This is a genomic window from Roseovarius sp. ZX-A-9 (genome assembly GCF_028369135.1).
In the GTDB taxonomy this organism is placed as follows: domain Bacteria; phylum Pseudomonadota; class Alphaproteobacteria; order Rhodobacterales; family Rhodobacteraceae; genus Roseovarius.
In genome coordinates, this window is sequence record NZ_JAPWHW010000006.1 from 94,537 (window position 1) to 117,226 (window position 22,690).

At 62.8% G+C, this 22,690-nt stretch carries 23 protein-coding genes; 11 read left to right on the forward strand and 12 right to left on the reverse strand.

Going from position 1 to position 22,690, the window contains the following annotated elements; translation table 11 throughout:
- The first annotated feature begins 20 nt into the window (after positions 1-20).
- Genes O3306_RS07720 through O3306_RS07730 form a run of 3 tightly spaced genes read left to right on the forward strand, consistent with a single transcriptional unit; the run spans position 21 to position 2,640 of the window.
- Complete coding sequence (locus O3306_RS07720) at positions 21-920, forward strand: manganese/iron ABC transporter ATP-binding protein (RefSeq protein ID WP_272005297.1); 900 nt, start codon at positions 21-23, stop codon at positions 918-920.
- Positions 920-1,801 carry a metal ABC transporter permease gene (locus O3306_RS07725; RefSeq protein WP_272005566.1) on the forward strand — a complete coding sequence of 294 codons (882 nt, stop codon included), beginning with the start codon at positions 920-922 and terminating at the stop codon, positions 1,799-1,801. Before O3306_RS07720 ends, O3306_RS07725 begins: the two co-directional genes overlap by 1 nt.
- A complete protein-coding gene (locus tag O3306_RS07730; protein WP_272005300.1) occupies positions 1,801-2,640 on the forward strand; it encodes a metal ABC transporter permease in 840 nt (279 codons plus the stop codon). Before O3306_RS07725 ends, O3306_RS07730 begins: the two co-directional genes overlap by 1 nt.
- Before the next feature lie 14 nt (positions 2,641-2,654).
- Here the strand turns inward: O3306_RS07730 and O3306_RS07735 are convergent, their stop codons facing one another.
- Genes O3306_RS07735 through O3306_RS07745 form a run of 3 tightly spaced genes read right to left on the reverse strand, consistent with a single transcriptional unit; the run spans position 2,655 to position 5,808 of the window.
- Positions 2,655-3,887 (reverse strand): vWA domain-containing protein, encoded by a 1,233-nt coding sequence (locus O3306_RS07735; RefSeq protein WP_272005303.1) that lies wholly within the window; start codon positions 3,885-3,887, stop codon positions 2,655-2,657.
- Position 3,888: 1 nt separating this feature from the next.
- Positions 3,889-4,803 (reverse strand): AAA family ATPase, encoded by a 915-nt coding sequence (locus O3306_RS07740; protein WP_272005306.1) that lies wholly within the window; start codon positions 4,801-4,803, stop codon positions 3,889-3,891.
- Between the two features lie 60 nt (positions 4,804-4,863).
- The gene (locus O3306_RS07745; protein WP_272005309.1) at positions 4,864-5,808 is read right to left on the reverse strand and encodes an ornithine cyclodeaminase family protein; all 945 of its coding nucleotides are present in this window, start codon (positions 5,806-5,808) and stop codon (positions 4,864-4,866) included.
- 138 nt (positions 5,809-5,946) lie between these two features.
- Here O3306_RS07745 and O3306_RS07750 point away from each other — a divergent pair, with 138 nt between their 5' ends.
- Positions 5,947-7,977 (forward strand): oxidoreductase, encoded by a 2,031-nt coding sequence (locus O3306_RS07750; RefSeq protein ID WP_272005313.1) that lies wholly within the window; start codon positions 5,947-5,949, stop codon positions 7,975-7,977.
- 13 nt (positions 7,978-7,990) lie between these two features.
- On the opposite strand, the gene O3306_RS07755 is transcribed toward O3306_RS07750, so the two are convergent.
- Positions 7,991-8,704, reverse strand: coding sequence for a type 1 glutamine amidotransferase (locus O3306_RS07755; protein WP_272005315.1), 714 nt, complete (start codon positions 8,702-8,704; stop codon positions 7,991-7,993).
- Between O3306_RS07755 and O3306_RS07760 the strand changes: the two genes are divergently transcribed.
- On the forward strand, positions 8,666-8,938 hold the full coding sequence (locus tag O3306_RS07760) for a hypothetical protein (RefSeq protein ID WP_272005318.1): 273 nt from the start codon (positions 8,666-8,668) through the stop codon (positions 8,936-8,938). The genes O3306_RS07755 and O3306_RS07760 overlap by 39 nt on opposite strands.
- A 273-nt stretch (positions 8,939-9,211) precedes the next feature.
- Here O3306_RS07760 and O3306_RS07765 read toward each other — a convergent pair whose 3' ends face one another.
- Positions 9,212-9,919, reverse strand: a complete 708-nt coding sequence (locus O3306_RS07765; RefSeq protein WP_272005320.1) for a VPLPA-CTERM sorting domain-containing protein — start codon at positions 9,917-9,919, stop codon at positions 9,212-9,214.
- A gap of 534 nt (positions 9,920-10,453) precedes the next feature.
- Positions 10,454-10,987, reverse strand: coding sequence for a winged helix DNA-binding protein (locus O3306_RS07770; protein WP_272005323.1), 534 nt, complete (start codon positions 10,985-10,987; stop codon positions 10,454-10,456).
- A 243-nt stretch (positions 10,988-11,230) separates the two neighbouring features.
- On the opposite strand from O3306_RS07770, the gene O3306_RS07775 reads away from it, so the two are divergent.
- The 6 genes from O3306_RS07775 to O3306_RS07800 all read left to right on the forward strand — a co-directional run bounded on the left by O3306_RS07775 (position 11,231) and on the right by O3306_RS07800 (position 16,702).
- Positions 11,231-12,202, forward strand: a complete 972-nt coding sequence (locus O3306_RS07775; protein WP_272005325.1) for a TRAP transporter substrate-binding protein — start codon at positions 11,231-11,233, stop codon at positions 12,200-12,202.
- Positions 12,203-12,264: 62 nt separating this feature from the next.
- On the forward strand, positions 12,265-12,813 hold the full coding sequence (locus O3306_RS07780) for a TRAP transporter small permease (RefSeq protein WP_272005328.1): 549 nt from the start codon (positions 12,265-12,267) through the stop codon (positions 12,811-12,813).
- A gap of 10 nt (positions 12,814-12,823) precedes the next feature.
- Positions 12,824-14,119 carry a TRAP transporter large permease gene (locus O3306_RS07785; RefSeq protein WP_272005331.1) on the forward strand — a complete coding sequence of 432 codons (1,296 nt, stop codon included), beginning with the start codon at positions 12,824-12,826 and terminating at the stop codon, positions 14,117-14,119.
- Between the two features lie 20 nt (positions 14,120-14,139).
- The gene (locus O3306_RS07790; RefSeq protein WP_272005568.1) at positions 14,140-14,859 is read left to right on the forward strand and encodes a 5-oxoprolinase subunit B family protein; all 720 of its coding nucleotides are present in this window, start codon (positions 14,140-14,142) and stop codon (positions 14,857-14,859) included.
- Positions 14,856-15,872, forward strand: a complete 1,017-nt coding sequence (locus O3306_RS07795; protein ID WP_272005336.1) for a biotin-dependent carboxyltransferase family protein — start codon at positions 14,856-14,858, stop codon at positions 15,870-15,872. The genes O3306_RS07790 and O3306_RS07795 overlap by 4 nt, the downstream gene beginning before the upstream one ends.
- A 35-nt stretch (positions 15,873-15,907) precedes the next feature.
- On the forward strand, positions 15,908-16,702 hold the full coding sequence (locus tag O3306_RS07800) for a LamB/YcsF family protein (RefSeq protein WP_272005338.1): 795 nt from the start codon (positions 15,908-15,910) through the stop codon (positions 16,700-16,702).
- Here O3306_RS07800 and O3306_RS07805 read toward each other — a convergent pair.
- From O3306_RS07805 to O3306_RS07830, 6 genes are all read right to left on the reverse strand, one after another.
- Positions 16,699-16,923, reverse strand: coding sequence for a hypothetical protein (locus O3306_RS07805; protein WP_272005340.1), 225 nt, complete (start codon positions 16,921-16,923; stop codon positions 16,699-16,701). The genes O3306_RS07800 and O3306_RS07805 overlap by 4 nt on opposite strands.
- On the reverse strand, positions 16,920-18,986 hold the full coding sequence (locus tag O3306_RS07810; protein WP_272005342.1) for an oxidoreductase: 2,067 nt from the start codon (positions 18,984-18,986) through the stop codon (positions 16,920-16,922). The genes O3306_RS07805 and O3306_RS07810 overlap by 4 nt, the downstream gene beginning before the upstream one ends.
- Positions 18,987-19,013: 27 nt before the next feature.
- The gene (locus tag O3306_RS07815; RefSeq protein ID WP_272005347.1) at positions 19,014-19,709 is read right to left on the reverse strand and encodes a TetR/AcrR family transcriptional regulator; all 696 of its coding nucleotides are present in this window, start codon (positions 19,707-19,709) and stop codon (positions 19,014-19,016) included.
- Between the two features lie 68 nt (positions 19,710-19,777).
- Complete coding sequence (locus tag O3306_RS07820) at positions 19,778-20,884, reverse strand: ABC transporter ATP-binding protein (protein ID WP_272005349.1); 1,107 nt, start codon at positions 20,882-20,884, stop codon at positions 19,778-19,780.
- 14 nt (positions 20,885-20,898) lie between these two features.
- Complete coding sequence (locus O3306_RS07825; RefSeq protein WP_272005351.1) at positions 20,899-21,705, reverse strand: ABC transporter permease; 807 nt, start codon at positions 21,703-21,705, stop codon at positions 20,899-20,901.
- Positions 21,702-22,628 (reverse strand): ABC transporter permease, encoded by a 927-nt coding sequence (locus O3306_RS07830; protein WP_442969985.1) that lies wholly within the window; start codon positions 22,626-22,628, stop codon positions 21,702-21,704. Before O3306_RS07830 ends, O3306_RS07825 begins: the two co-directional genes overlap by 4 nt.
- Between the last annotated feature and the right edge of the window lie 62 nt (positions 22,629-22,690).

Genomic DNA, 22,690 nt, shown 5'->3' on the forward strand with positions numbered 1-22,690 from the left:
AAAACAAAGGAAATCGAGCCATGTCAGAGCCAGCCCAAAGCCAGACACAGGCCACACGAGAAATCATCAATGAGCCGGGCCTCTCGGCTCAGGGCGTCACTGTCACCTATCGCAACGGGATGACCGCGCTCTGGGATGCGAGTTTCGAGATCCCGCGCGGCACGGTGGCGGCATTGGTCGGCGTGAACGGTGCCGGAAAATCCACGCTGTTCAAGGCGATCATGGGGTTCGTTCCCGCCGCCAAGGGCGAGATTCGTCTGCTGGGACGCACCGTGAAACAGGCGCTGCGCGAAAACCTCGTGGCCTATGTGCCGCAATCCGAAGAGGTGGACTGGGCCTTTCCCGTGCTGGTCGAGGACGTCGTGATGATGGGCCGCTATGGTCACATGGGATTCCTGCGCCGCCCCTCAAAGGCGGACCGCGACGCAGTGGACACCGCGCTGACGCGCGTGAACATGCAAGACTTCCGCCTGCGCCAGATCGGCGAATTGTCTGGCGGGCAGCGCAAGCGCGTCTTTCTCGCCCGAGCGTTGGCACAGGATGGGCAGATTATCCTGCTGGACGAACCTTTTACCGGTGTCGACGTGAAAACAGAGGATCAGATCGTGGCGCTCTTGCGCGAGCTGCGCGACGAGGGCCGGGTGATGCTGGTCTCGACCCACAACCTGGGCTCGGTGCCGGAGTTTTGCGACCGCACGATCCTGGTCAAGGGCACCGTGCTGGCCTACGGACCGACCGAGACCACGTTCACACGCGCCAACCTGGAGGCGGCGTTCGGCGGCGTGCTGCGCCACTTCACCCTCGGCGGCGATCAGTTGCACGATGACGAGGACGCCCGCAGCATCACGATCTTTTCCGACGATGAACGCCCGCTGGTCCAATATGGCGACGTGACACACACCACGGAGCCGGGTGCATGATGCAGACCCTGCTGGAGCCCTTCGCCTACGCGTATATGACCAATGCGATGTGGGTATCGGCCCTTGTCGGTGCGGTCTGCGCGTTCCTGTCGGCCTATCTCATGCTCAAAGGCTGGTCGCTGATCGGCGACGCGCTCAGCCATTCGGTCGTGCCGGGAGTGGCCGGGGCCTATATCCTTGGCCTGCCATTTGCCTTGGGGGCATTTGTCGCAGGCGGGCTGGCGGCGGGGGCGATGCTGTTTCTGTCCGAGCGCTCAGGGCTGAAGGTTGATGTAATCATCGGGCTGATCTTTACCTCTTTCTTCGGACTGGGCCTGTTCATGATCTCGCTCAATCCGATGTCGGTCAGCATCCAGACGATCACCATGGGCAACATCCTGGCAATCACGCCCGAAGACACTTGGCAATTGGCCATCATCGGCTTCGTGTCGCTGGCGGTGCTGCTGGCCAAGTGGAAGGATCTGATGGTGGTGTTCTTCGATGAAAGCCACGCGCGGTCCATCGGGTTACGCCCCGGTCTGCTCAAGGCGATTTTCTTCATGCTGCTGTCGGCCTCGGTCGTGGCGGCGATGCAGACGGTCGGCGCTTTCCTGGTGATCGCCATGGTGGTGACGCCGGGGGCAACGGCCTATCTGCTCTGTGACCGGTTTCCTCGCCTGATCGCCACATCCGTCGCCATTGGCGCAATCAGCAGCTTCCTGGGGGCCTATATCAGCTTCTTTCTTGATGGCGCGACCGGCGGCATCATCGTGACGCTCCAGACATGCGTGTTCCTGGTCGCGTTCTTTTTGGCGCCGAAACACGGGCTGCTGGCGGCGCGACGCCGTGCGGCGCAGGCGCTCCACGGAGGCCCACCAACGGCCGAGGAGGAGCGCGCGTGATGGATATCGAAACGCTGTTGATGCCGTTCCGTTTTGATTTCATGCTGAACGCTTTCTATATCGGGATGCTCGTGGCGGTGCCCACGGCGCTCTTGTCATGCTTTCTGGTGCTCAAGGGCTGGGCGCTGATGGGAGATGCGGTCAGCCATGCCGTGCTGCCGGGGATCGTGCTGGCCTATATCCTGGGCATTCCACTGATCATCGGGGCCTTCGCGGCGGGCATGACCTGCGCGCTCGCCACCGGCTATTTGGCGGGCAACAGCCGGGTCAAGGAAGACACCGTGATGGGCGTCGTCTTCTCTGGCATGTTCGGGATCGGGCTGGTGCTTTACGTCTCGATCGAGACGAATGCGCATCTCGATCACATCCTCTTTGGCAACATGCTGGGGGTGGAGGCCCACGAGCTGTGGACGGCTGGCCTGATTGCGCTGGTCGTCTCGGCCGCGCTGTTGCTGAAATGGAAGGACCTGTTGTTGCACAGCTTTGACCCGGCGCAGGCACGTGCGACGGGCTTGCCGGTGAACCTGCTGCATTACGGCCTTCTGGCGGCGCTGTCGCTTACCATCGTGGCGACGCTCTCGGCTGCCGGTCTGATCCTGGCCATCGGCCTGCTGATCGCGCCGGGGGCGATCGCGTTTCTGCTGGTGCGCCGGTTCGGCACGATGCTGATTGTCGCGGTGGCGGTCTGCCTCTTTTCGATACTGGCGGGCACATATGCCAGCTTTTTCATCGACAGCGCCCCGGCCCCCACCATCATACTGATCCTAACCGCGCTCTTCATCGCGGCCTTCCTGCGCCGGATCTGGGTGACCCGGCGCGCAGCACGGCGTCTGGTCTGAACGCGCTCCGGCGCTCAGCCTTGCATCTCGCGCATCAGGCGCGGTTTCTCGCCTGCGCCGTCCAGCGCGCGGGCCAGATCCGACATCGCATCCAGCGAATGACAGGCGTGAAAGCTGCCTACATGCGGCAGGATCGCCCGGATGCCCCCCGCCTTTGGCGCGAACCCGTCCCAGCGTAGCAGCGGGTTGAGCCATATGAGCTTGCGGCACGATAGCGCCAGCCGTTCTGCTTCACGCGCCAGCAGCGTGGTATCGCCACGCTCCAGCCCGTCGGTGATCAGCAGCACCGCCGCCCCCTGCCCCAGCACACGGCGCGACCAGTCCCGATTGAACCGCGCCAGCGCATCTCCGATCCGTGTGCCGCCCTGCCAGTCGGGCGCATCCTGCCCGGCGGCCTCCAGCGCCAGATCGACATCCTTCAGATGCAGGGCGCGGGTCACGTTCGTCAGTTGCGTACCAAAGGTAAAGCCGTGCACATCGCCCCAGCCAGAATTTGGCGCCCAGACGAGAGCATGGAGGAAATGCATCATCATACGCGAATAGACCGACATCGAGCCTGAGATATCGCAAAGCACCACCAGGTTCGGGGGGCGCATGCGCGGCTTCTTGAAGGGGATCGCGTGCATTTCGCCCCCCCGCCGCATGGCGCGCCGCAGCATCTGCCGCGTGTCCGGCACCCGGCCCGCCGCGCTGGCGACAAAACGGCGGGTCATCAGCGGATCAATGGGCAGGCGCAATGTACGGATCGTACGGGCGGCCTGTACGATCTCGGCCGCGCTCATCTGTTCGAAATCCATCTGGCGGAGCTGCTCGTGTTGCGACCAGCTGAATGTCGCGTCAAGCTCGATCTCTTCGCGTTCCGGCGCCTGCGCGGGACGCCCCTGCGCTTCGCTCAGCGCTTCGGCGGCGCGGCGCTCGGCAGGCTCCGGCTTGGCCTCGTCCTCGCCGCCCATGGCCTGGACCAGCGGCAGCATCATCTTCATCATCCGCTCCAGATACTCCGGATCGCGCCAGAAGAAGGTAAAGACCTGATGAAAGGTCTGCAGATGTTCGGGCCGGGTGATCAGGCAGGCGCGCAGCGTGTGATAGAAATCCTGCCGCTTGGTAAAACCCGCCCGCTCGACCGCCTCGACGGCCACATGCACCTGTGCTGTCCCGACATTGACGCCTGCCCGGCGCAGGGCGCGGGCGAAATGCACGATATTTTGCGCCAGGCGGCCATGCGTTTCTGGCAGGCTCGCCCCCATATCAGGACGCGCGCGCCAGATCCGCGCGGGCACTGTCGAGGATGCGCGACGCCTCGGCCCCGGCGATTTTCGCGATGTCATCCTGATATTTCAGCACGGCCCCCAGCGTGTCCGACACCATCTCGGGCGACAGCGCCACCGCATCGAGCGCCACGAGACAGCGCGCCCAGTCCACGGTTTCGGCCACGCCGGGATTCTTGAACAGGTCCATCCCGCGCAGGCGCTGGACGAAGGCCACGATTTCGGCGGACAGAACGGCTTCGCATTCCGGCACGCGGGCGGTCAGGATCTCAAGCTCGCGGGCATAGTCCGGATAATCGACCCAGTGATAGAGACAGCGGCGCTTCAGGGCATCATGCACCTCACGCGTCCGGTTCGAGGTCAGGATCACGATGGGCGGCTCGACGGCTTTGACCGTGCCCAGTTCGGGGATGGTGACCTGAAAATCCGACAGCGCCTCCAACAAGAACGCCTCGAAAGGTGCATCGGTGCGGTCAACCTCGTCGATCAACAGTACGGGCGGGCCACTGGCATGCGGCTCCATCGCCTCCAGCAGCGGACGCCGAATGAGGTAGGCATCCGAAAAGAGCTCGGCCTGCAGCGCGCCACGATCTGCCCCGCCTGACGCCTCGGCGGTCCGGATGGCAATCATCTGGGCGGCAAAGTTCCATTCGTAGATCGCGGATGCCGCATCCAGCCCCTCGTAGCATTGCAGCCGGATCAGCCGCCGCCCCAGCCCCGCGGCAATCGCCTTGGCGATCTCGGTCTTGCCGACACCGGCCTCGCCTTCGAGAAAGAGCGGTTTGCCCAGGCTGAGCCCCAGAAAGGCCACCGTGCCGAGATCGCGCCCGCAGATATAGTTCTGTGCCGCCAGAAGGCTGAGCGTCTCATCGATACTTTGGGGAACATCAGACATACAACACCGCAGCCTCCGCTAAAATCATTGGTGTTGACCGTAGCACAGCCGCGCCGACCTTCAACCTTGTGCCAGCACATCACGCAGAAACACGGTGGTAAAGATGTCTTGATGCACCCCACCGAGATTCTTGAACACGGTGATGTCATCACGCGACTGGCGCCCCTCTGCACTGCCTTGCACCAGTTGGAACAGATCGCCGCGAATATCCGACCATTTCAGCGCACCGGACGCGACCGGCAGCGCCAATTCGCCGATATTCTCCCATTCGCGGGACGAACAGGTGTAGAGCCGCCCGCGCCGCATGGCATCGTCATCGGCCTCGCGCATATGCGGCAGATAGGCCCCGATGAGGTCGAGATGCGCGCCAGGTTTCAGCAGCGCGCCCCGCACCAGCGGCACGGTGGACATGGTCACGCAGCTGATCACATCCGCGCTTGCCACCGCACTGTCGAGATCAGGCGCGACCTCGGCTGCCAGCCCCTCGTCGCGCAGCGTGGCGGCCAATGCTTCGGCGCGCTCTGCGGTGCGATTCCAGATCCGCACTCGCGCGAGGCTGGGCCGCGCCGCGCGATGCGCCATGACCGCGTGCCACGCCAGCCCGCCGGCACCCACCACCAGCAATTCGCGTGGCGCGGGCGGTGCCAGAAGTGACGCACCGACGCCCGAGATCGCCGCCGTCTTGCGATACGTCATCGCCTCTCCGTCCGCGACCAGCACCGGCGCGCCGGTATCCACATCGAACGCCGCCACCGCGCCCAGAACGGTGCCCAGCGGCGGGTTGCGGTCGCGGTTTCCCGGGAACACGCCGACCATCTTGACCACGATCAAGGTGTCCGCCATCCAGCCCGGCAGCGTGACAAAGCGGTTGGCCGAACCGGCCGGATCATCCTCTACATGCGTGACCGCCACCGGCATCCTGCCTTCGTGAAAGCGCGTCAGCGCCGGGATCAGCGCATCGTAAGGCAGGCGCGCGTGGACCTCATTGGCATCGATCATCTGCATGAGAAGCCTCCTTGCAAGGTTGGTTGTCCCCTACCCTACCGCGCGCGCTTCCGCCGCCAAGCGGAAATTCTGCTTTGATCACGCGGCCTGCTGTGGTCAGATTTGGACGTAATCAACTCTGATCCGGAGGCGCGCATCATGGACGCATCAAACCCTCAGGCCGACCCGCTGTTGCAACCCTTCCGGATCGGCCATCTGGAACTGCGCAACCGGATCATGAGCACCAGCCACGCCATCGGCTATGGCGAGCACGGCATGCCAGCGCAGCGATATCAGCTCTATCACGAGGAAAAGGCAAAGGGTGGCATCGGTCTGACTATGTTCGGCGGTTCCACCAACGTGTCGCGCGACAGTGCCAACACCTTTGACCAGCTGAATGCGCGCAGCGATGACGTGATCCCCTATTTCCGCGAGTTTTCCGACCGGGTGCACCGGCATGGCAGCGCGATCATGTGCCAGTTGACCCATCTGGGCGGGCGCAGCGTCTGGCGCGGCGACAACTGGCTGCCCACCGTGTCGCCCTCGCGGTTTCGCGAACCACTGCATCGCGGCGTTTCCAAGGAAATGGAGCGCACCGACATCACCCGCGTGATCGAAGATTTCGGCCAGGCGGCGCGGCGGTGTTACGAAGGCGGGCTGGACGGGTGCGAATTGCATGTCACCGGGCATCTGATCGGCCAGTTCTGGTCGCCAGGCATCAACCGGCGCACGGATGATTTCGGCGGCAGCATCGAGAACCGCGCGCGGTTCGGGCTGATGGTGCTGGAGGAGATCCGCCGCCAGGTCGGTGCGCGGTTCCTGGTCGGAATCCGCATGGTCGTGGGCGAAGGCGACAATGGCCTCATGAGCGATGACGAATACCTGGAAATGGCGCGGCTGCATGAAAAATCCGGCCTGATCGATTTTTTCAACTTTGGCTACGGGCGCATCGACACCGAGATCGGGCTGGCCCAGTACATGCCGGGCATGGCACTGGGGCTGGCACCGCAACTGCGCCCGGTGGCGGCGTTCCGGCGGCATGTGGGGCTGCCGGTATTTCACGCGGCACGGATCAACGACATGGCCACCGCCCGGCATGCCGTCAGCGAGGGTCATGTGGATCTGGTGGGCATGACCCGCGCGCATATCGCCGATCCGCATATCGCACGCAAACTGGGGATCGGGGCCGAGCCGCAGATCCGCCCCTGCGTCGGCGCCACCTATTGTTCGTGGCACGGCAGTTGCATCCACAATCCGGCAATCGGGCGCGAGGCCACGATCCCGAACCGCCCCGAGCGCAGCGCCCATCCGCGCCGGGTGACGGTCGTGGGCGCGGGCCCCGGCGGGCTGGAGGCGGCGCGCCTGTGCGCCGAGCGCGGCCATGCTGTCACGTTGCTGGAGGCGGCGCCGAAGGCCGGCGGTCAGGTGCTGCTTGCTGCCGCGATGGACAAGCGCCGCGATCTGGCGGGCATCGTCGATTGGCGCGTGTCCGAGTTGGAGCGGCTGGGCGTGCAGATCCGCTATAACTGCCTTGCCGACGAAGATACGATTGCCGCGACCGCCCCCGATACGGTGATCATCGCCACCGGCGGCGTGCCCGACCGGCTGGAGGACATCCCCGGCACCGATCTGGGCACGCCGCTATGGGAAGCGCTGGAATCGCCGTCGCAGCTTGAGGGAGAGACGGTGTTCTACGACGGTACCGGCACGGTTGCGGGCATCTCGGGGGCGCATACGCTGGCCTCGAAAGGCAACGGGCGTCTGATCTACGTCACCCCCGACAGCACCGCGGGCGCCGAGATGAGCCCGATAGAGCGCCCGTTGTCGATGCGCGCGCTCTATCGCGCCAAGGTGGAGTTGCGCCCCGACCTTTGCCTGCGCGCGGTGGAGCGCAAGGATAACCGGTTGCAACTGACGCTGGAGAACAGCTTTACCGGCGAGCCACAGATGATCGAATGCGATCAGTTGATCTATGAGCACGGCACGCTGCCGGTTGACGATCTCTATCACGCCTTGGCACCCGGCGCCCGCAATGGCGGGGTCATCGACCAACAGGCACTGCTGGAGGCGCAACCCCAGCCAAAGCGCGGCGGCGATGGTTATGACCTCTACCGGATTGGCGATGCGGTTTCGTCACGCGACATTCACGCGGCCATTCTGGAAGCAGCGCGGCTGTGTTCGCGGATGTAGATCGTTTGAACAGTCAGCCTGCGATCGTGGTTCGCGCCGCCCGCAGCCAATTGTCGAACAGTTCCGCCGCCAGCGCATCCTGCTGCCCGGCCCGCGTGGTGAAATCCGCGATCAGCCGATCCGGAAAGTCCGGCCCTCCCATCGCCGCCAGATCATCGGTCACGCCCGGTATGGCGTACCAGTCCTGCAAGGTCGTAAGATCCACCTCGGGGTGGAACTGCACCGAAAACACGCCCCTTGGCCCCTGCAGCGTCTGATGCGCGCAAAGCGGGCTGCTCCAGCCTGCACGAAATCTAGGCGGCACGACACTCACCTCGGCGCTATGCCATTGAAAGACTTCGCGGCCGTCCTCGGCGCCTGCGCCCAATACCGCATCGCCGCCGGTGATCGGCAGCAAGCCCAATTCGCGCGAACGCGCAGCGCCGACCTGCCCGCCACAGGCCGCCGCAAGCAGTTGATGCCCGAAGCAGATGCCGAAATATGGCTTACCGGCGTTCACCGCATCGGCGATAAAGGCAATCTCGGAGGTGAGCCATGGGTACGCCTGCGTCTCCCAGACCTGCATCGCCCCGCCCATCACCCAGAGCGCATCAAAGCTGTCCTGCGCGGGCCATTCGGTGACCTCCGGCGCGATGATCGCCGTTGTGCCAAGGCCATTTGCAGCAAACAGCCCACGAAAGCGCCCCGCATGAACGCCCTCATCGTGCTGAACGATCAGAACACGCATCGCCCGGCCCCGCATTTCAGTGTCCCGGATAAATTGCGGGGCCGCGATGACGGGCTCGCGGGCACCTGCACCCCGGTGACCAGCACATTGGTGGATCTGGCGTTTTCGTCGCGGATCAGGGGGGCTGTGGCCATGGATATGTCTCCGTTCATCCCGGAGCAGTCTGCGCCGGATTCGCGGGATTTGAAAAGAGGGGATGCGCGCCAGTATCCAGCCCTGTACCAGATGCGTTGAAAGACCACGTTAGACCCCGAACGCAATATGGTTCGGGGTAGGCCAATGCCCTCGCAAAAATCTGCGGGCTTGGTTTCATCGTCCCGGATGGCAGTTGTGCGGACTTAGCGCCATTTCGCGGCGCCTGTGCTTATGGCCGCGTGCGTAAAGTGTGCCAAAAACGATGGTTTTTTTCAGTCCAGAAACGCATGAATTCTGGCTGCGCTTGCCGCTTGATTGGCCGTGCGAAGGCGACAGTTGGGTCGAAGGCATGGACTTTAGGCAGTGACAAGCTCAGTCGACTTTCTTGCGCCGCTTCAGAAAGCCGAGGCCGAGCAATCCCGACAGCATGAGCGGCAAACCTGCGGGCAGAGGCACAGGTGTGAGGGGTGGCGGTAAATCCGCCACCTGTACGAGACCGTTCAAAGTTTCGCCTGCATCACCGCTAACTTCGCCTGCAAATAGATAGAGTGAGGGACCAATCGGGATTGTGGGAGCAAAGACAGCGGTTAGGCTGCCACCATCTCCAAGTGTGAGGCTACCGGTTCCGAAAAAGATGCCGTCGATATCACCCAAAGTGGCCCATCCCTCATCAACGGATGTGGCGGATGATGCTCCGTTAAACGGCCCGCCCGACGTGGATGTCGGCGTTCCACCGCCCCTAACACTTCCCGCGCTATACAAGAAGCTCGTTGCAAAAATCCTGTCTGCAGATGTTGCTAAGGATCCATCAAGATCAAGAAAAATCGCATCAAGGTCAAAGCCGGAATAAATCCCTGCGGAGCCGCCTACCCCGGAGTTAGAGTCGTTCACAGTGATTGCACCAATTTCTGTAAGACCTAAGCCAGTTAGGTCGGCGCGATACATTCTTGTGGATTGTGCCGTTCCGCTTGTGTCAATACCTACATCAGTAAAGACGGGTGTGACAGTTGCCGCAAGTGCAGCAGATGACATTGCGACAATAGTTGCGAGCGTTAGTCCGCCAAAAAGTTTTTTTTCCATAACCACTTCCCCCAAGGTTTGCGAGCAAGACCCGATTTGAACACTCCAAAAATATTAGGAAAAGCGTAACGAAGGCCTGCAACAAAAGCCAGACTTATGTTGACGTAGCGTCATCTAAGTGCAGCTTTCGGCAGAAGCCTATGAATGAAGGCGGTGCCGGAGATTTGAGAGGCGGGCCGCAGTGCGTCAGCCAAAGATCACGGAATTCGGCATCCATCACTCGAGTGTCGCAGCGGTTGCGGGCCGTCACGAAGAAGCCAGGCATCTGGGCAAAAAAACTGGCCAATATTTGTTCGCAAAAAACGCTCCTTTTTGTAACAACTACAAAAAAAGAACAATTTCAGCTGCCAGAAACCCCGCTCAAAACCCAAGAAGTTGTTGAACGTTTTGGCCTCACTGGTGACACGGCCATTCGTACACAATGCAGCATCGGTCAAAGTGGACTCGAAGCGGACGTTCGCCCTCTTGAAGATCGCGACCATCAAAACATCTTTAAAGGGGATGTGCGCCAGCGGAACCTGCCCTGCCCGGTTTTCAGAGCGACGCGGCAGCCCGGCTGGCCTGATCGTACTGCCCGGACAACGCGCGCAGTTTGCTGGCAAATTCGCGCAGATCCGGCCCCGACATATCGGAGGCAGGCAACCCTTCCAGCAGGCACTGGCGGCGCACGTCGCGGTAGGCTTCGCACAGCGTGCTTCCGACGTCAGAGGTTCGGTAGAACACCTCTTTGCCGCGTTTTTCCGACACAAGAAAGCCCGCCTTGAGAAGTTTGCGCAGCGCGTAGTTGACGGTGTGGCTGTCCTCGATATTCAGCAGGAAACAGATGTCCGACAGACGCTTGTCACGGCCGCGATGATTGACGTTGTGCAGGATCAGGATATCGAGCGGGCTGAGATCGGCCTGCCCCGCCGCAGCCATGCAGCGTGTCATCCACCGCGAGAAGGCATTGAACACGATGATCAGGCCGAATTCCAGCTCGGACAGCTCCCACCCCTCGCCCTCTGCCAGATGTCGGGAAGAGACGATTCGGCGTTTCTCCGGGTGGCTATCAGCGCTGTTCTCGGTCATCCTCGGCCCTTCTCTGCGATAAAACGCATACGTTTCGACAGTGTTTTGTCACAATATACTTCAGAAATCAACGCGGATTCGGGGCCATCCTGTGCATCCCTGCACGTCAGATTTCAAGAATTACATTTTGAATCAGGTGCATACAGAGATCATTTCCCGGCTACAGTTTTACATTGACATAATACATACAAATCGCAAACATAATGCCAACAAAAGCAACCATAAACTTCAGGGAGACCAACGATGTTCGTATCACGTTACTTTGGCGGCGCGATTGCCGCGCTGGCCGGGCTTGCCGTTGCCGCACAGGCCGACACATGGGATATGCCGACCCCTTATCCGGACGCGACATTCCACACCGCAAACATCCATCAGTTCGCCAAGGACGTGGCGGAGGCGACGGATGGCGCGCTCGAAATCAAGGTGCATTCCGCCGGGTCGCTGTTCAAGCACCCCGAGATCAGCAAGGCCGTGCGCAGCGGTCAGGTGCCCATCGGCGAGTTTTTCCTGTCGCTGCTGGCCAATGACAATCCGGTGTTCGGTGCCGATTCACTGCCTTTCCTAGCGACCAGCTACGACGATGCCGAGCGTCTGTGGGCGGCGCAAAAGAGTGTTATCGACGGGCTGCTGGATGCGCAGGGCCTGATGGTGCTTTACGCCGTGCCATGGCCGCCGCAGGGCCTTTACACCACCAAGCAGATCGATTCAGTGGCGGACCTGGCGGGGCTGAAATTCCGCACCTATAACGCCACGCTCGAAGAATTCGCCAACCTTGCGGGCGCCGCGCCGACACAGGTCGAAGTGCCGGACATCCCGCAGGCCTTCTCGACCGGACGGGTCGAGGCGATGATCACCTCACCTTCCACCGGCGCCAACTCGAAGGCGTGGGATTTCCTGAGCCATTACACCGACATTCAGGCCTGGCTGCCCAAGAACATCATCGTGGTGAACAAGCGGTCCTTCCGCCGCCTTGACGAGGCCACCCAGAACGCGGTTCTCAAAGCGGCAGCGGCGGCAGAAGCCCGCGGCCTGGAAATGAGCAAGAAGGAGACCGATGAAAAGGTCGCTATCCTGCGTGAGAACGGCATCACGGTGGTCGAACCTTCGGAAGAGTTGATGAGCGGGCTGCGCGAGATTGGCGCACAGATGCTGGAGAACTGGAAGGCCGAAGCCGGCGACGAAGGAGCCGCGCTGCTGGACGCCTACCAGAAGTAACCGAGAGACTGCGGCCGGGCGAATAATCGCCCGGCCTTTTTCATCGACCAGGGGGGACGGTCATGCGGCGCAGTCTTGATTTCATCTACAATACCGCGGGCGCGCTTGCCGCCTTCTTCATCGTCGCGATCGTCGCGCTGGTCTTTGCGCAGGTCTGTCTGAACCTTGCGGACAAGGTCTCGGCCGCGATCACCGGTCAGGCAATCGGCCTGACAATCCCGTCTTACTCTGATTTCACCGGCTTTTTCCTCGCCGCTGCGACCTTTCTCGCCCTGGCCTATTGCCTGCGGGCGGGTGGCCATATCCGGGTGACGCTGTTGCTGGGGCAGTTGCCCAAACGGGCGCAGCGCGGCTTCGAGATGCTGGTGACGGCCATTGCGCTGGCGATGACCGGTTACGCGACCTGGTACATGGGCCTTCTGGTCGCGGAGTCGCTGGAATACGGCGATCGCAGTTCCGGCATGGTGTCGATCCCGATCTGGATACCGCAACTGCCTGTGGCGCTCGGCCTTGGCATCCTTACCCTCGCGCTGATCGATGAACTGGTCAGCCTCGCGCGCGGCGCCCCTGCCTCTTGGGATGGCAAGGGCGAAAACCTGCTGAGCGAATAGGAGAACGCCGATGTCCATCGCCATCCTTTCCCTCATCCTGCTGGTTTTGCTCTTTGCCTTTCTGGGGGCCGGGCTTTGGGTCGCCTTCGCGCTGCTGGGCGTCGGCATCGCCGCGATGGCGCTCTTTACCGACGCGCCGCTGGGGCTGGTCATGGCCACGACCATGTGGGGCCATTCCAACAGTTGGGCACTGGCCGCGCTGCCGCTGTTCATCTGGATGGGAGAGATCCTGTTTCGCTCGCGCCTGAGCGAGGACATGTTCGCAGGTCTCAGCCCCTGGATGAACCGCCTCCCGGGGCAGTTGCTGCACGTCAACATCTTTGCCTGCGGGATATTTGCTGCGGTCTCCGGCTCCTCCGCCGCAACCGCCGCCACAATCGGCAAGCTGTCGATCCCCGAACTCAGCGCGCGCGGCTATCCCGAGAAACTGGTGATCGGCACGCTGGCCGGGTCGGCCACGCTGGGCCTGCTCATTCCGCCGTCGATCATCCTGATCGTCTATGGCGTGGCAACCGAACAATCCATCGCCCGCCTGTTTGTGGCTGGCGTGCTGCCCGGCGTGCTGCTGGTCACGCTCTTTGTCGGCTATGTGATCGTCTGGGCGCTGCTCAACCGAGCGTCGCTGCCGGTCGAGGACATGCGCGTGGGTTTTCGCGAAAAGCTGCACCGGGCGCGCCGCCTGCTGCCGGTGATGGGGCTGATCGCGGGGGTCATCGGGTCGATCTATGCCGGGATCGCCTCGCCCACCGATGCCGCCGCCGTTGGCGTCGTATTGGCGCTCGTCCTGTCGTGGAGCACCGGCACGCTGACGCGCAAGAGCTTCGTCCACGGGCTGATGGGGGCAACCGTGACGTCGTGCATGATCGCCTTCATTCTGGCGGGGGCGTCGTTTCTGACGGTCGCCATGGGGTTCACGGGGATTCCACGGGTTCTGGCGGAATGGATCGGCGGCATGGGCCTGTCGACCTTTACACTGCTGGCCGCGCTCACGCTCTTCTTTGTCGTTCTGGGCTGCTTCCTCGATGGTATTTCCGTGGTCGTGCTGACCGCATCGGTGATCATGCCGATGGTGCTGGAGGCGGGTATCGATCCGCTGTGGTTCGGCATCTTTCTAGTGATCGTGGTCGAGATGAGCCAGATTACCCCGCCGGTTGGCTTCAACCTCTTTGTCCTTCAATCACTGACCGGGCGGGACATCCTGACCGTGGCCCGTGCGGCGCTGCCGTTCTTCTTCCTGATGGTGCTGGCGCTGGCAATCATCGTCGTTTTCCCCGCAATTGTGACCTACCTTCCGGAGCAGATGTGACCCAGCCCCTGTCCGATCCCATGCCGCAAATCGTCACTGCGGGTGTTGATGGAATGCTGGTGCGGTTCGCCGACCGGCTGAGCGAGCCCGCCAACCGCGCCGCGCTGGCATTCCGGGCCGCCGTGGAAAGCCTTGGCTGGGACGGGGTCGAGGAAACGTCCTCTACCCTCGTTTCGACCTTTCTGCGCTTCGATCCATTGCATTTGTCCCATGACGATCTGCGCGCACAGTTGGCGACCCTGCTGAAATCCCAAGACTGGTATGCCGCAGATCTGCCCCAAGGCCGGCGGTTGTGGCGCATTCCGGCGGTCTTTGGCACCGACATGGCGCCGCAACTGGAACAGGCGGCACAGGCTGCAGGCATGACCGAAAGCGAGGCGATCGCCTCCCTGACCCGGGCGCGCGTGCGGGTCCAGTCCATCGGCTTTGCCCCCGGACAGCCCTATCTGGGCGAGTTGCCGGAGGCCTGGGACATCTCGCGCCAGAGCACGATCACGCCGCGCGTGCCAGCCGGTGCGGTGGCCGTCGCGATACGGCAGTTCGTGGTGTTTTCACGCCCTTCCCCCACCGGGTGGCTGCATGTTGCGCAGATCTCGGCACAGCTGTTCCGGCCCGAGGCCGATACACCCTTTCTGCTGCGCCCCGGCGACGACGTGCAATTCATCGCGACCGAGCCCGGCGCGCTGGAACAGATGCGCAGCGACCCACAGGGCGGCGCTACGTCAGAGGCAATCGAATGACCCGCATGTTGACCATTCACCGCGCCGGGCCGGGCATGACGGTGCAGGATGCAGGCCGCCCCGGCTGGCTCGATTTCGGCCTGTCGCGCGGCGGGGCCGCCGACATGCTGGCGCTGGCCGAGGGCGCGGCGCTGCTGGGCGAAAAGGGCACGCATACGGCCATTGAAATGGCCGCGATGGGCGGAGAGTTCGAAGCGTCAGAGGATATGCGCATCGCGCTGACCGGCGCACCGATGAAAGCCAGCATCGCTGGCACAAGCTTGGCCTGGAATGCCAGCCACCTTCTGCCCGCGGGCGCGCGGCTGAGCATCGGCGCGGCGCAGACCGGCAATTACGGATATCTGCATGTCGGTGGCGGCATCGACACGCCCGAGCACCTGGGCGCGCGCTCGGCCCATATTGCAGCAGGCGTCGGTGCGGCACTGGACTCCGACACCGTTCTGAAGATCGGCCCTGACCGGGGTGGTGCCACGGGTATGACGCTGGATGTGGAGGACCGCTTTGGCGGTGGCGAGATCCGCATCGTCGCCAGTTTTCAGACCAAGCTCTTTGCCCAAGAGGAACTGACCCGACTGGAGGCCACCGAGCTGCGCCGCGACCCGCGCGGCAACCGCATGGGCATCCGGCTGGAACCTGACGGTGACGGCTTTCACGCGGAAAGCGGGCGTACTGTCGTATCAGAGGTGGTCATGCCCGGCGATATCCAGGTCACCGGCGATGGCACGCCCTTCGTGCTGATGACCGAGTGCCAGACCACGGGCGGCTATCCGCGTATCGGCACGGTTCTGCCCTGCGATCTGCGCCGCGTGGCACAGGCAGCCCCCGGCGCGCGGCTACGGTTCCGCTTTGTCACGCTGGCGGAAGCCGTCGAGCTGGAGCGCGCGGATCGCAAGATGCTGGCAACGCTGCCGCAGCGTCTGCGCGCGCTGATACGCGACCCGCACATGATGACCGACCTGCTGTCCTATCAACTGATCAGCGGTGTCGTCAGTGGCACCGAAGACGACCCGTAAAACACCCTCTGGAACGACCACGAAGGAGACCTCAAATGACCAGATCTGTCGACCTGAACGCCGATATGGGCGAAGGCTATGGCGCGTGGGACATCGGCGACGATGCCGCACTGCTGAAAATCGTCACCTCGGCCAACATCGCCTGCGGCATGCATGCGGGCGACTGGAATGTGATGGCGCGCACCATGGCGGCCGCGGTGCAGAACGGTGTCGGGATCGGCGCGCATCCCGGCTTTCCCGATCTGCACGGGTTCGGCCGCAACCGCATGAATCTGCCGCTGCCGTCGCTGCAAAACCTGGTGCGCTATCAGGTTGGTGCAGCGCAGGCGATGGCCCGCGCAGCGGGCGGCGCGGTGCGTCATCTGAAACTGCACGGCGCGCTGGCCAACATGACGTCCGAGGATGAGGCAATGGCGCGGGCCTGCTACGAAGCGGCGCTGTCGGTGGCGCCGGATATCATCATCATGGTGCTTGCAGGCACCGCGCAACAGCGCGCGGCGACCGATCTGGGCTGTGGCATGGCCTGCGAGATTTTCGCGGATCGCGCCTATAACGACGATGCAACGCTGGTGGACCGTTCCCTGCCCGGCGCGGTGATCCACGACCCTGACGTGGCAGGCCCGCGCATAGCCGAGATGGTCCGTGAAGGAGCGATCATCACAGCCAGCGGCAAACGCATCGAGACGCGCATCGACACGATCTGCCTGCATGGCGACACGCCCACCGCAGTGAAGATCGCAGGCGAAGTGCGCCGCGCGCTGGAAGGTAACGGCGTGACGCTGGCGCAGTTCTCGGGCGCACCGGGGGGATACGCGCCCTATTCTGCCTAATTCGTGGGCGCGGGTTCGGGCGGCAACAGCGAACAGCCGTCCAGCGCCTCCCCCTTGGCCAGGGCCGCTTCGCATGCCTTGGCCTTTCGGGCCGCGTGGATCTTCTGCATGCTGCCTTTGCGCGCGGCGCAGACATCGCATTCGGGCCTGTCAGGAATGGTCCCCTGCCCGCCCACCGGCTCTGCAAGCACGAGCAACGCCGCCAGTAAAAACCCCATCATCGCGCCTCCGATCCGACATCAATCCGGTCATGGCGCAGCGGTTCGTCCATCTCGACCACCGTGCCCAATTCTCGCGCGTAGCGATGCCCGGCATAGACCGCCGAGGCGATGATCGCTGGCGCCTCGCAATCTCCGATACGGTGCAAGGTGAATGGCAGCCCTTCGGCCCCTTCCCCCGCCCGCAGGTCGTGAAAGAGAGTATCGACTGGCCTGCGCGCGGTCACCATCACCACGTGGCGAGCGGGCAGCCTGCGTTCGGCACCGGTATAGGCGCAGGCCAGTTGCACCTCTTGCCCGTCGAAACCAGCGATGACATGCGCCGTTTCGATCCCGATCCCGAGGGTCATCATGTGGGTGCGAATGCGCCACCGCTCAGAGGTATTCGCGGCCCAGCGCGACACGCTGTCAGACGGCGTGCAATAGGTCACGTCCAGCCCCGCCTGATGCAGCCTCTCGGCGATGACGCCGCCCATGTAATAGCCGTCGCCGTCATAAACCAGTGTCGGCCCGTCCGGCAGGGTGCCCTCCATGATATCGTCGGGCGTCAGCACCCGGGTGGCCGCGTCCCCCGTGGCAATCTGATGGAACACCTCGTCATCGAACATCTCCTTGCGCCAGCGCGCGCCCGTGGCGATAGCCACGTGATCGGCCTCGACCGCCATCACATCGGCCACGCCCATCACGCTTTCGCGGAAGATATCCACGTTAGGCATGACCAGCAGTTGCTGTTCGCGGTAGTCGCGTACGCGGATATACTCGGACATCCCCGGCAGCGCCGCTTCGCGCGTCACCCGCCCACCGATCTCGCGGCCTGCTTCGGCCAGCATCACCTCGTAGCCGCGCTGGCCAAGTGCGCGCGCGGCCTCCAGCCCCGCGGGGCCGGCGCCGACCACCAGCACCCGGCCCTCGGTCGGCTTCTCGGCAATGATCTCGGGGTGCCAGCCGCGTCGCCATTCCTCGCCCATTGTCGGATTCTGGGTGCAACGGATCGGGGCGCTCAGACTGTCACCGGCATAGCAAATGTTGCAGCCGATGCATTCGCGTATGTCCTCCGGGCGGCCCTCTTCGATCTTGCGCGGCAGGAACGGGTCAGCGATGGACGGGCGCGCCGCGCCGATAAAATCGGTGACGCCACGCCGGATTTGGGACACCATCGTATCAGGCGAGGTAAAACGGCCCACCGTCACCACAGGCTTGTCCGTGACGGACTTTACCCATGACATGTAGGGTTCCAGCGGAGCCTCCTTGACGAAGCGCGAGACGCCCATTTCCAGGGAATAATCAGCGATATTGATGTCCCACAGGTCCGGCAATCCCTGCAGCATCTGGAACATGTCGCGGCGCTCGCCCTCGATCGGCACGCCGTCCTCGCCGATTTCTTCGTCAGCGGAAAACCGGACGGCGACGGCGCAGGTATCGCCCACCGCGTCCTTGGTTTCCTCGATCAGTTCGCGCACGAGGCGCACGCGGTTCTCCAGTGACCCGCCATATTCGTCGCTGCGCGTATTCATGCGCGGGTTGAGGAAATTCGACAGCATGTAGCCGTGGGTCGCATAGACATAGACGATATCGAAGCCCGCATCGCGCGCCCGGATCGCGGCGCGTTTGTGCCAGTGGCGGAAGGTGCGGATATCGTCCTTGTCCATCGCGCGGCACTGGAACGGATGTCCGGCGGTGTTGGGCACGCTGGCCAGATCCATCGGCGGCAGGCGGCTCATCATGTTGGGTGACCGCGCGCCGCCATACCAAAGCTCTGCCCCGGCCAGCGATCCGTGCGCGTGGACCGCATCGGTCATCAGCCGGTGCGCGCGCACATCGCTGTCGTCCCAGAGAGAGGCATAGGCATGCGGCAGATCATCCGACGTGGGGTGGATGGAATTGTATTCGGTGCAAACCACGCCCCAGCCGCCTTCGGCCTTGACCCCGCGCATCGCCGCCAGCGTGCGCGGGCGCAAGAACCCCATGCCGGTACAATGGGGCACCTGATAGAACCGGTTGGGCGCGGTCACCGGCCCAATCTGCATCGGCTCGAACAGGATGTCGTACCTTCGGTCTCTGCTCATGTGGTTCACTCCATTTGCGGCGGATGTTCAATCAATGCCCGTCTTGCTCGCACCCTCACTGTCAAAGATCGGCATGGCGATATGGCGGGGAAAGACCGACGCCAGATAGGCCCGTATCTGTGCCTTGGCCTGTGGGCGGCTGAAATGCTCGGGATACATCAGGATATTGAGGCAGATTCCGTCATAGAGCCCTTCGAGCGTGTAGGCGATCTGCTGTGCGGGCGGTCCGGTGTGGTCGCCCTCGCCGATGATCTCTGCGCAGAGCGCCCTGGACACGCCCAGTCGTTCATCGTCGATCTGGTCCACCAGATCGCGATACCGCGCCCGCCGCCCGGCCTCGCCGTAAAAGGCGTACCAGACGGCCAGCTTCTTGCGCGTGCAGATCCGCGGGTGAAAATGCGCATCAACGATGGCGAGCAGTTTTTCGGGCGCGCCCAGTCCGGCGTCACGGTAGGATTTCATCCAGTGGTCGTGATGCTCGCGGGCCAGATACATCAGCGTTTCTTCCAGCAGGTTCTGCTTGCTCTGGAAATGAAAGTTGACGATCCCGATCGACAATCCGGCAAACTCGGTCACGGTGGACATGGTGGTACCGGCGATGCCGTGTTTGGCAATCGAATTGATGGTTGCATCAATCAACTGCTGGCGCCGCACCTCCTTGGAGGCAGTGCGCCGGGACGCCGGTGCCTTGCGGTCTGCGCTGGAGGGCTTGGTCGTCGGCATGGCAATATTGTCCTCGGAGTGGTGGTCCCGGCTCTTGGTCGGCGGCGGGTTGGTGGTGCCCGGGCGCGTCAGTCGCCTTGCAGGATCACGATGGACTCGGGCGACCATGACAGCCAGACCTGCGCACCGATGCCCTGCTCGCGCGCTTCGCGCCCGCCACGCGATTGATTGGGGGTGGAGACGGCAATCGGTGTCTCCTTGCCCTCGATGGCGACGTGGAAATGGCTGCGTTCGCCCAGATAGGCGGCTTCGCAGACCTTTCCTGCCACCGCATGCGCCGTATCGGGTTTTTCCGGCGTCAGTGAAAACTTCTCGGGGCGCAGCGCGACCTGCACCGGGGCGCCGTCGGGCTGGGTTATATTCTCGATCGGCATGGGGAAGGTCCCCAGCCCCTCGGCCTCAATCGCGGCACTGGCGGCACCGTTGCGGCGGACCGTTGCGGGAAAGAAGTTCATGTTCCCGATAAAGCTGGCGACCGCGCGGGTCTTTGGCGACTCGTAGAGCCCTTCAGGCGTGTCCACCTGCAGCACCTTGCCCCCCGCCATCACCGCGATCCGGTCCGACAGGGTCAGCGCCTCTTCCTGGTCGTGGGTGACAAAGACGAAGGTGATACCGACCTGCCGTTGCAGCGCGCGCAGTTCCAGCTGCATCTGTTCGCGCAACTGCTTGTCCAGCGCGCCCAGCGGTTCATCCAGCAGCAGAACCTTGGGCCGCAGGATCAGCGCCCGCGCCAGCGCGATCCGCTGCCGCTGCCCGCCCGACAACTGCGTCGCCTTGCGGTCGCCATAGCCCGGCAGCTTGATCAGCTCCAGCATCTCATCGACCATTTCGCGGCGCTTGGCGCGCGGCAGTTTCTTTTTGCGCAAGCCGTAGGCGATGTTGTCCGCAACGCTGAGATGCGGAAAGATCGCGTAGCTCTGGAACACCATGTTCACCGGGCGGCGATGCGGCGGCACGTCCGACATCGGCTGCCCGTCGATATAGATCTCGCCCTTGGTCGTCGATTCGAACCCCGCCAGCATCCGCAACAGCGTGGTCTTGCCGCAGCCCGATGCCCCCAGAAGCGAGAAGAATTCCCCCTTCCCGATATCAATCGATATCTCGTCGACCGCCTGAAACGCGCCGAAGAACTTGCTCACGCGGTCGATCAAGATGAATGCGTCTGCATGGGTCATGTGCCGGGCGCCCTTTATTGGTCAGATTCAAGACCCCGCCGCCCGAAATACTGGGCGACGAAGACCACGAAAAACGAAACGAAGAGGATCAGCGCAGACAGCGCCAAGATCGACGGGAATTCCTGGGGAAAGCGCAGCTGCCCCCAGATATACATCGGCAGCGTGGGGTCGGTGCCGGTCAGAAAGAACGCCATGATGAATTCATCGAACGAGATGGTGAAGGACAACAACAGGCTGGCCACGATGCCGGGAAACACCATCGGCATCGTCACACGCCAGAAGGTCCACCAACCGTTTTCGCCCAGATCGGCCGACGCCTCCTCCATGGATTTGTCGAACCCTTCGAACCGCGGCAGCAATGTTGCCACCGCGAAAGGCAGGCAGACGATCAGGTGGCCCAGCGTCACGGTAAACAGCGACAGCGGCACGCCCAGCCGGCTCATCAGGATCAGCAGCGCCACACCAAAGATGATCCCCGGTATGACCAGCGGCATCATGATGAACGTCACCAACACGTTCTTGCCCGGCAGCCGATAGCGGGTGATCGCGCGCGCAGCGATAACGCCGAGAATGGTCGAAATCACGGCCACCGCCGCGCCCACCTTGACGCTGTTCCACAGCGCGTTCCACACCGGCTCGCGGCTCCATAATTCGACATACCACTTGGTTGTCAGACCGGTCAGCGGAAACTTTACATAGACCGAGTCATTGAAGCTGAAGAGCGGGATGAAGAGCACCGGCAGATACAGAACCACGAGAAAGAGGATCGCGTAGATCTGCAACGGTCGGTTGGGGCGTTTGATATACGAAAGATCGCTCATGCAATTTTCTCCCTCGCGAGGCGGGTGATGAACAAGAACACCAGCGCAATCAAAGAAATCCACATCATCAGGACCATCGACAGCGTGGCCCCCATCGGCCAGTTGTTCACCGGGCCGAATTGCAACTGGATGAAATTGCCGATCATCGCGCCATCCGGCCCGCCCAGCAATGCCGGCGTGATATAGTCACCCGTGGTGGGGATGAAGATCAGGAAACACGCCGCGATCACGCCGGGCAGCGACAGCGGCAACGTGATCCGCATGAACCGCGCCACCGGCCCGTCGCCCAGATCGGTGGCCGCCTCCAGCAGCGACTTGTCGATCTTTTCAAGGCTGACATAGAGCGGCAGGATCGCGAAAGCCGCCCATGCATGGGCCAGCGTGATGATCACCGCCTCCTGGCTGTACAGGAGGAATTCCAGCGGCGCCTCGATCAGTCCAACAGCCATCAGGCCGGAATTGATCACCCCCTCATAGCCGAGGATCACCTTCCAAGCGAAAACCCGCAACAGGTAGCTGGTCCAGAATGGCAGTGTCATCAGGATGATCCACATCATCTTGTTTCGATGGACGTGGAAGGCGACAAAATAGGCCATCGGGTAGCACAGGATAACCGTGGCAACCGTGGCAATGCCCGAAATCCAGAACGACCGGCTGAGCAATGCGCCATAGATCGGTTCGTTCCATGTCCGCGCGTAGTTGGCCATCGTCAGTGTCGTGTCGAAATCGAAGCCCTGACGGGTCCAGAGGCTCATCGTGACGAGGATGAAAAACGGGGCGATGATGCCGACCCCCATAACCAGCAATGTCGGCGTCATCAGCAGAAAACCACGCAGGTTCTCGTGGCGGTGAAGCAGCCCGCTCAGCCCGCCCCGGCCAGGACTGCGCTGCGCTTTCGTGCTGGAATTCGACGTTTCTGTCATCCGGCCCTACCAATTCTGGAACATCTGAAAAGGCCCGCAAACCTGGGGTTCGCGGGCCTGGC

Excerpts from the sequence above, each read along its gene's own strand:
- O3306_RS07745 (WP_272005309.1), bottom strand. The coding sequence starts at position 5,808 with ATGCAGATGATCGATGCCAATGAGGTCCACGCGCGCCTGCCTTACGAT.
- O3306_RS07800 (WP_272005338.1), top strand. The coding sequence starts at position 15,908 with ATGACCAGATCTGTCGACCTGAACGCCGATATGGGCGAAGGCTATGGC.
- O3306_RS07810 (WP_272005342.1), bottom strand. The coding sequence starts at position 18,986 with ATGAGCAGAGACCGAAGGTACGACATCCTGTTCGAGCCGATGCAGATT.
- O3306_RS07780 (WP_272005328.1), top strand. The coding sequence starts at position 12,265 with ATGCGGCGCAGTCTTGATTTCATCTACAATACCGCGGGCGCGCTTGCC.
- O3306_RS07815 (WP_272005347.1), bottom strand. The coding sequence starts at position 19,709 with ATGCCGACGACCAAGCCCTCCAGCGCAGACCGCAAGGCACCGGCGTCC.
- O3306_RS07740 (WP_272005306.1), bottom strand. The coding sequence starts at position 4,803 with ATGTCTGATGTTCCCCAAAGTATCGATGAGACGCTCAGCCTTCTGGCG.
- O3306_RS07805 (WP_272005340.1), bottom strand. The coding sequence starts at position 16,923 with ATGATGGGGTTTTTACTGGCGGCGTTGCTCGTGCTTGCAGAGCCGGTG.
- O3306_RS07750 (WP_272005313.1), top strand. The coding sequence starts at position 5,947 with ATGGACGCATCAAACCCTCAGGCCGACCCGCTGTTGCAACCCTTCCGG.
- O3306_RS07785 (WP_272005331.1), top strand. The coding sequence starts at position 12,824 with ATGTCCATCGCCATCCTTTCCCTCATCCTGCTGGTTTTGCTCTTTGCC.
- O3306_RS07825 (WP_272005351.1), bottom strand. The coding sequence starts at position 21,705 with ATGAGCGATCTTTCGTATATCAAACGCCCCAACCGACCGTTGCAGATC.
- O3306_RS07790 (WP_272005568.1), top strand. The coding sequence starts at position 14,140 with ATGCCGCAAATCGTCACTGCGGGTGTTGATGGAATGCTGGTGCGGTTC.
- O3306_RS07820 (WP_272005349.1), bottom strand. The coding sequence starts at position 20,884 with ATGACCCATGCAGACGCATTCATCTTGATCGACCGCGTGAGCAAGTTC.
- O3306_RS07730 (WP_272005300.1), top strand. The coding sequence starts at position 1,801 with ATGGATATCGAAACGCTGTTGATGCCGTTCCGTTTTGATTTCATGCTG.
- O3306_RS07725 (WP_272005566.1), top strand. The coding sequence starts at position 920 with ATGCAGACCCTGCTGGAGCCCTTCGCCTACGCGTATATGACCAATGCG.
- O3306_RS07760 (WP_272005318.1), top strand. The coding sequence starts at position 8,666 with ATGAACGCCCTCATCGTGCTGAACGATCAGAACACGCATCGCCCGGCC.
- O3306_RS07765 (WP_272005320.1), bottom strand. The coding sequence starts at position 9,919 with ATGGAAAAAAAACTTTTTGGCGGACTAACGCTCGCAACTATTGTCGCA.
- O3306_RS07770 (WP_272005323.1), bottom strand. The coding sequence starts at position 10,987 with ATGACCGAGAACAGCGCTGATAGCCACCCGGAGAAACGCCGAATCGTC.
- O3306_RS07755 (WP_272005315.1), bottom strand. The coding sequence starts at position 8,704 with ATGCGTGTTCTGATCGTTCAGCACGATGAGGGCGTTCATGCGGGGCGC.
- O3306_RS07735 (WP_272005303.1), bottom strand. The coding sequence starts at position 3,887 with ATGGGGGCGAGCCTGCCAGAAACGCATGGCCGCCTGGCGCAAAATATC.
- O3306_RS07830 (WP_442969985.1), bottom strand. The coding sequence starts at position 22,628 with ATGACAGAAACGTCGAATTCCAGCACGAAAGCGCAGCGCAGTCCTGGC.
- O3306_RS07720 (WP_272005297.1), top strand. The coding sequence starts at position 21 with ATGTCAGAGCCAGCCCAAAGCCAGACACAGGCCACACGAGAAATCATC.
- O3306_RS07775 (WP_272005325.1), top strand. The coding sequence starts at position 11,231 with ATGTTCGTATCACGTTACTTTGGCGGCGCGATTGCCGCGCTGGCCGGG.
- O3306_RS07795 (WP_272005336.1), top strand. The coding sequence starts at position 14,856 with ATGACCCGCATGTTGACCATTCACCGCGCCGGGCCGGGCATGACGGTG.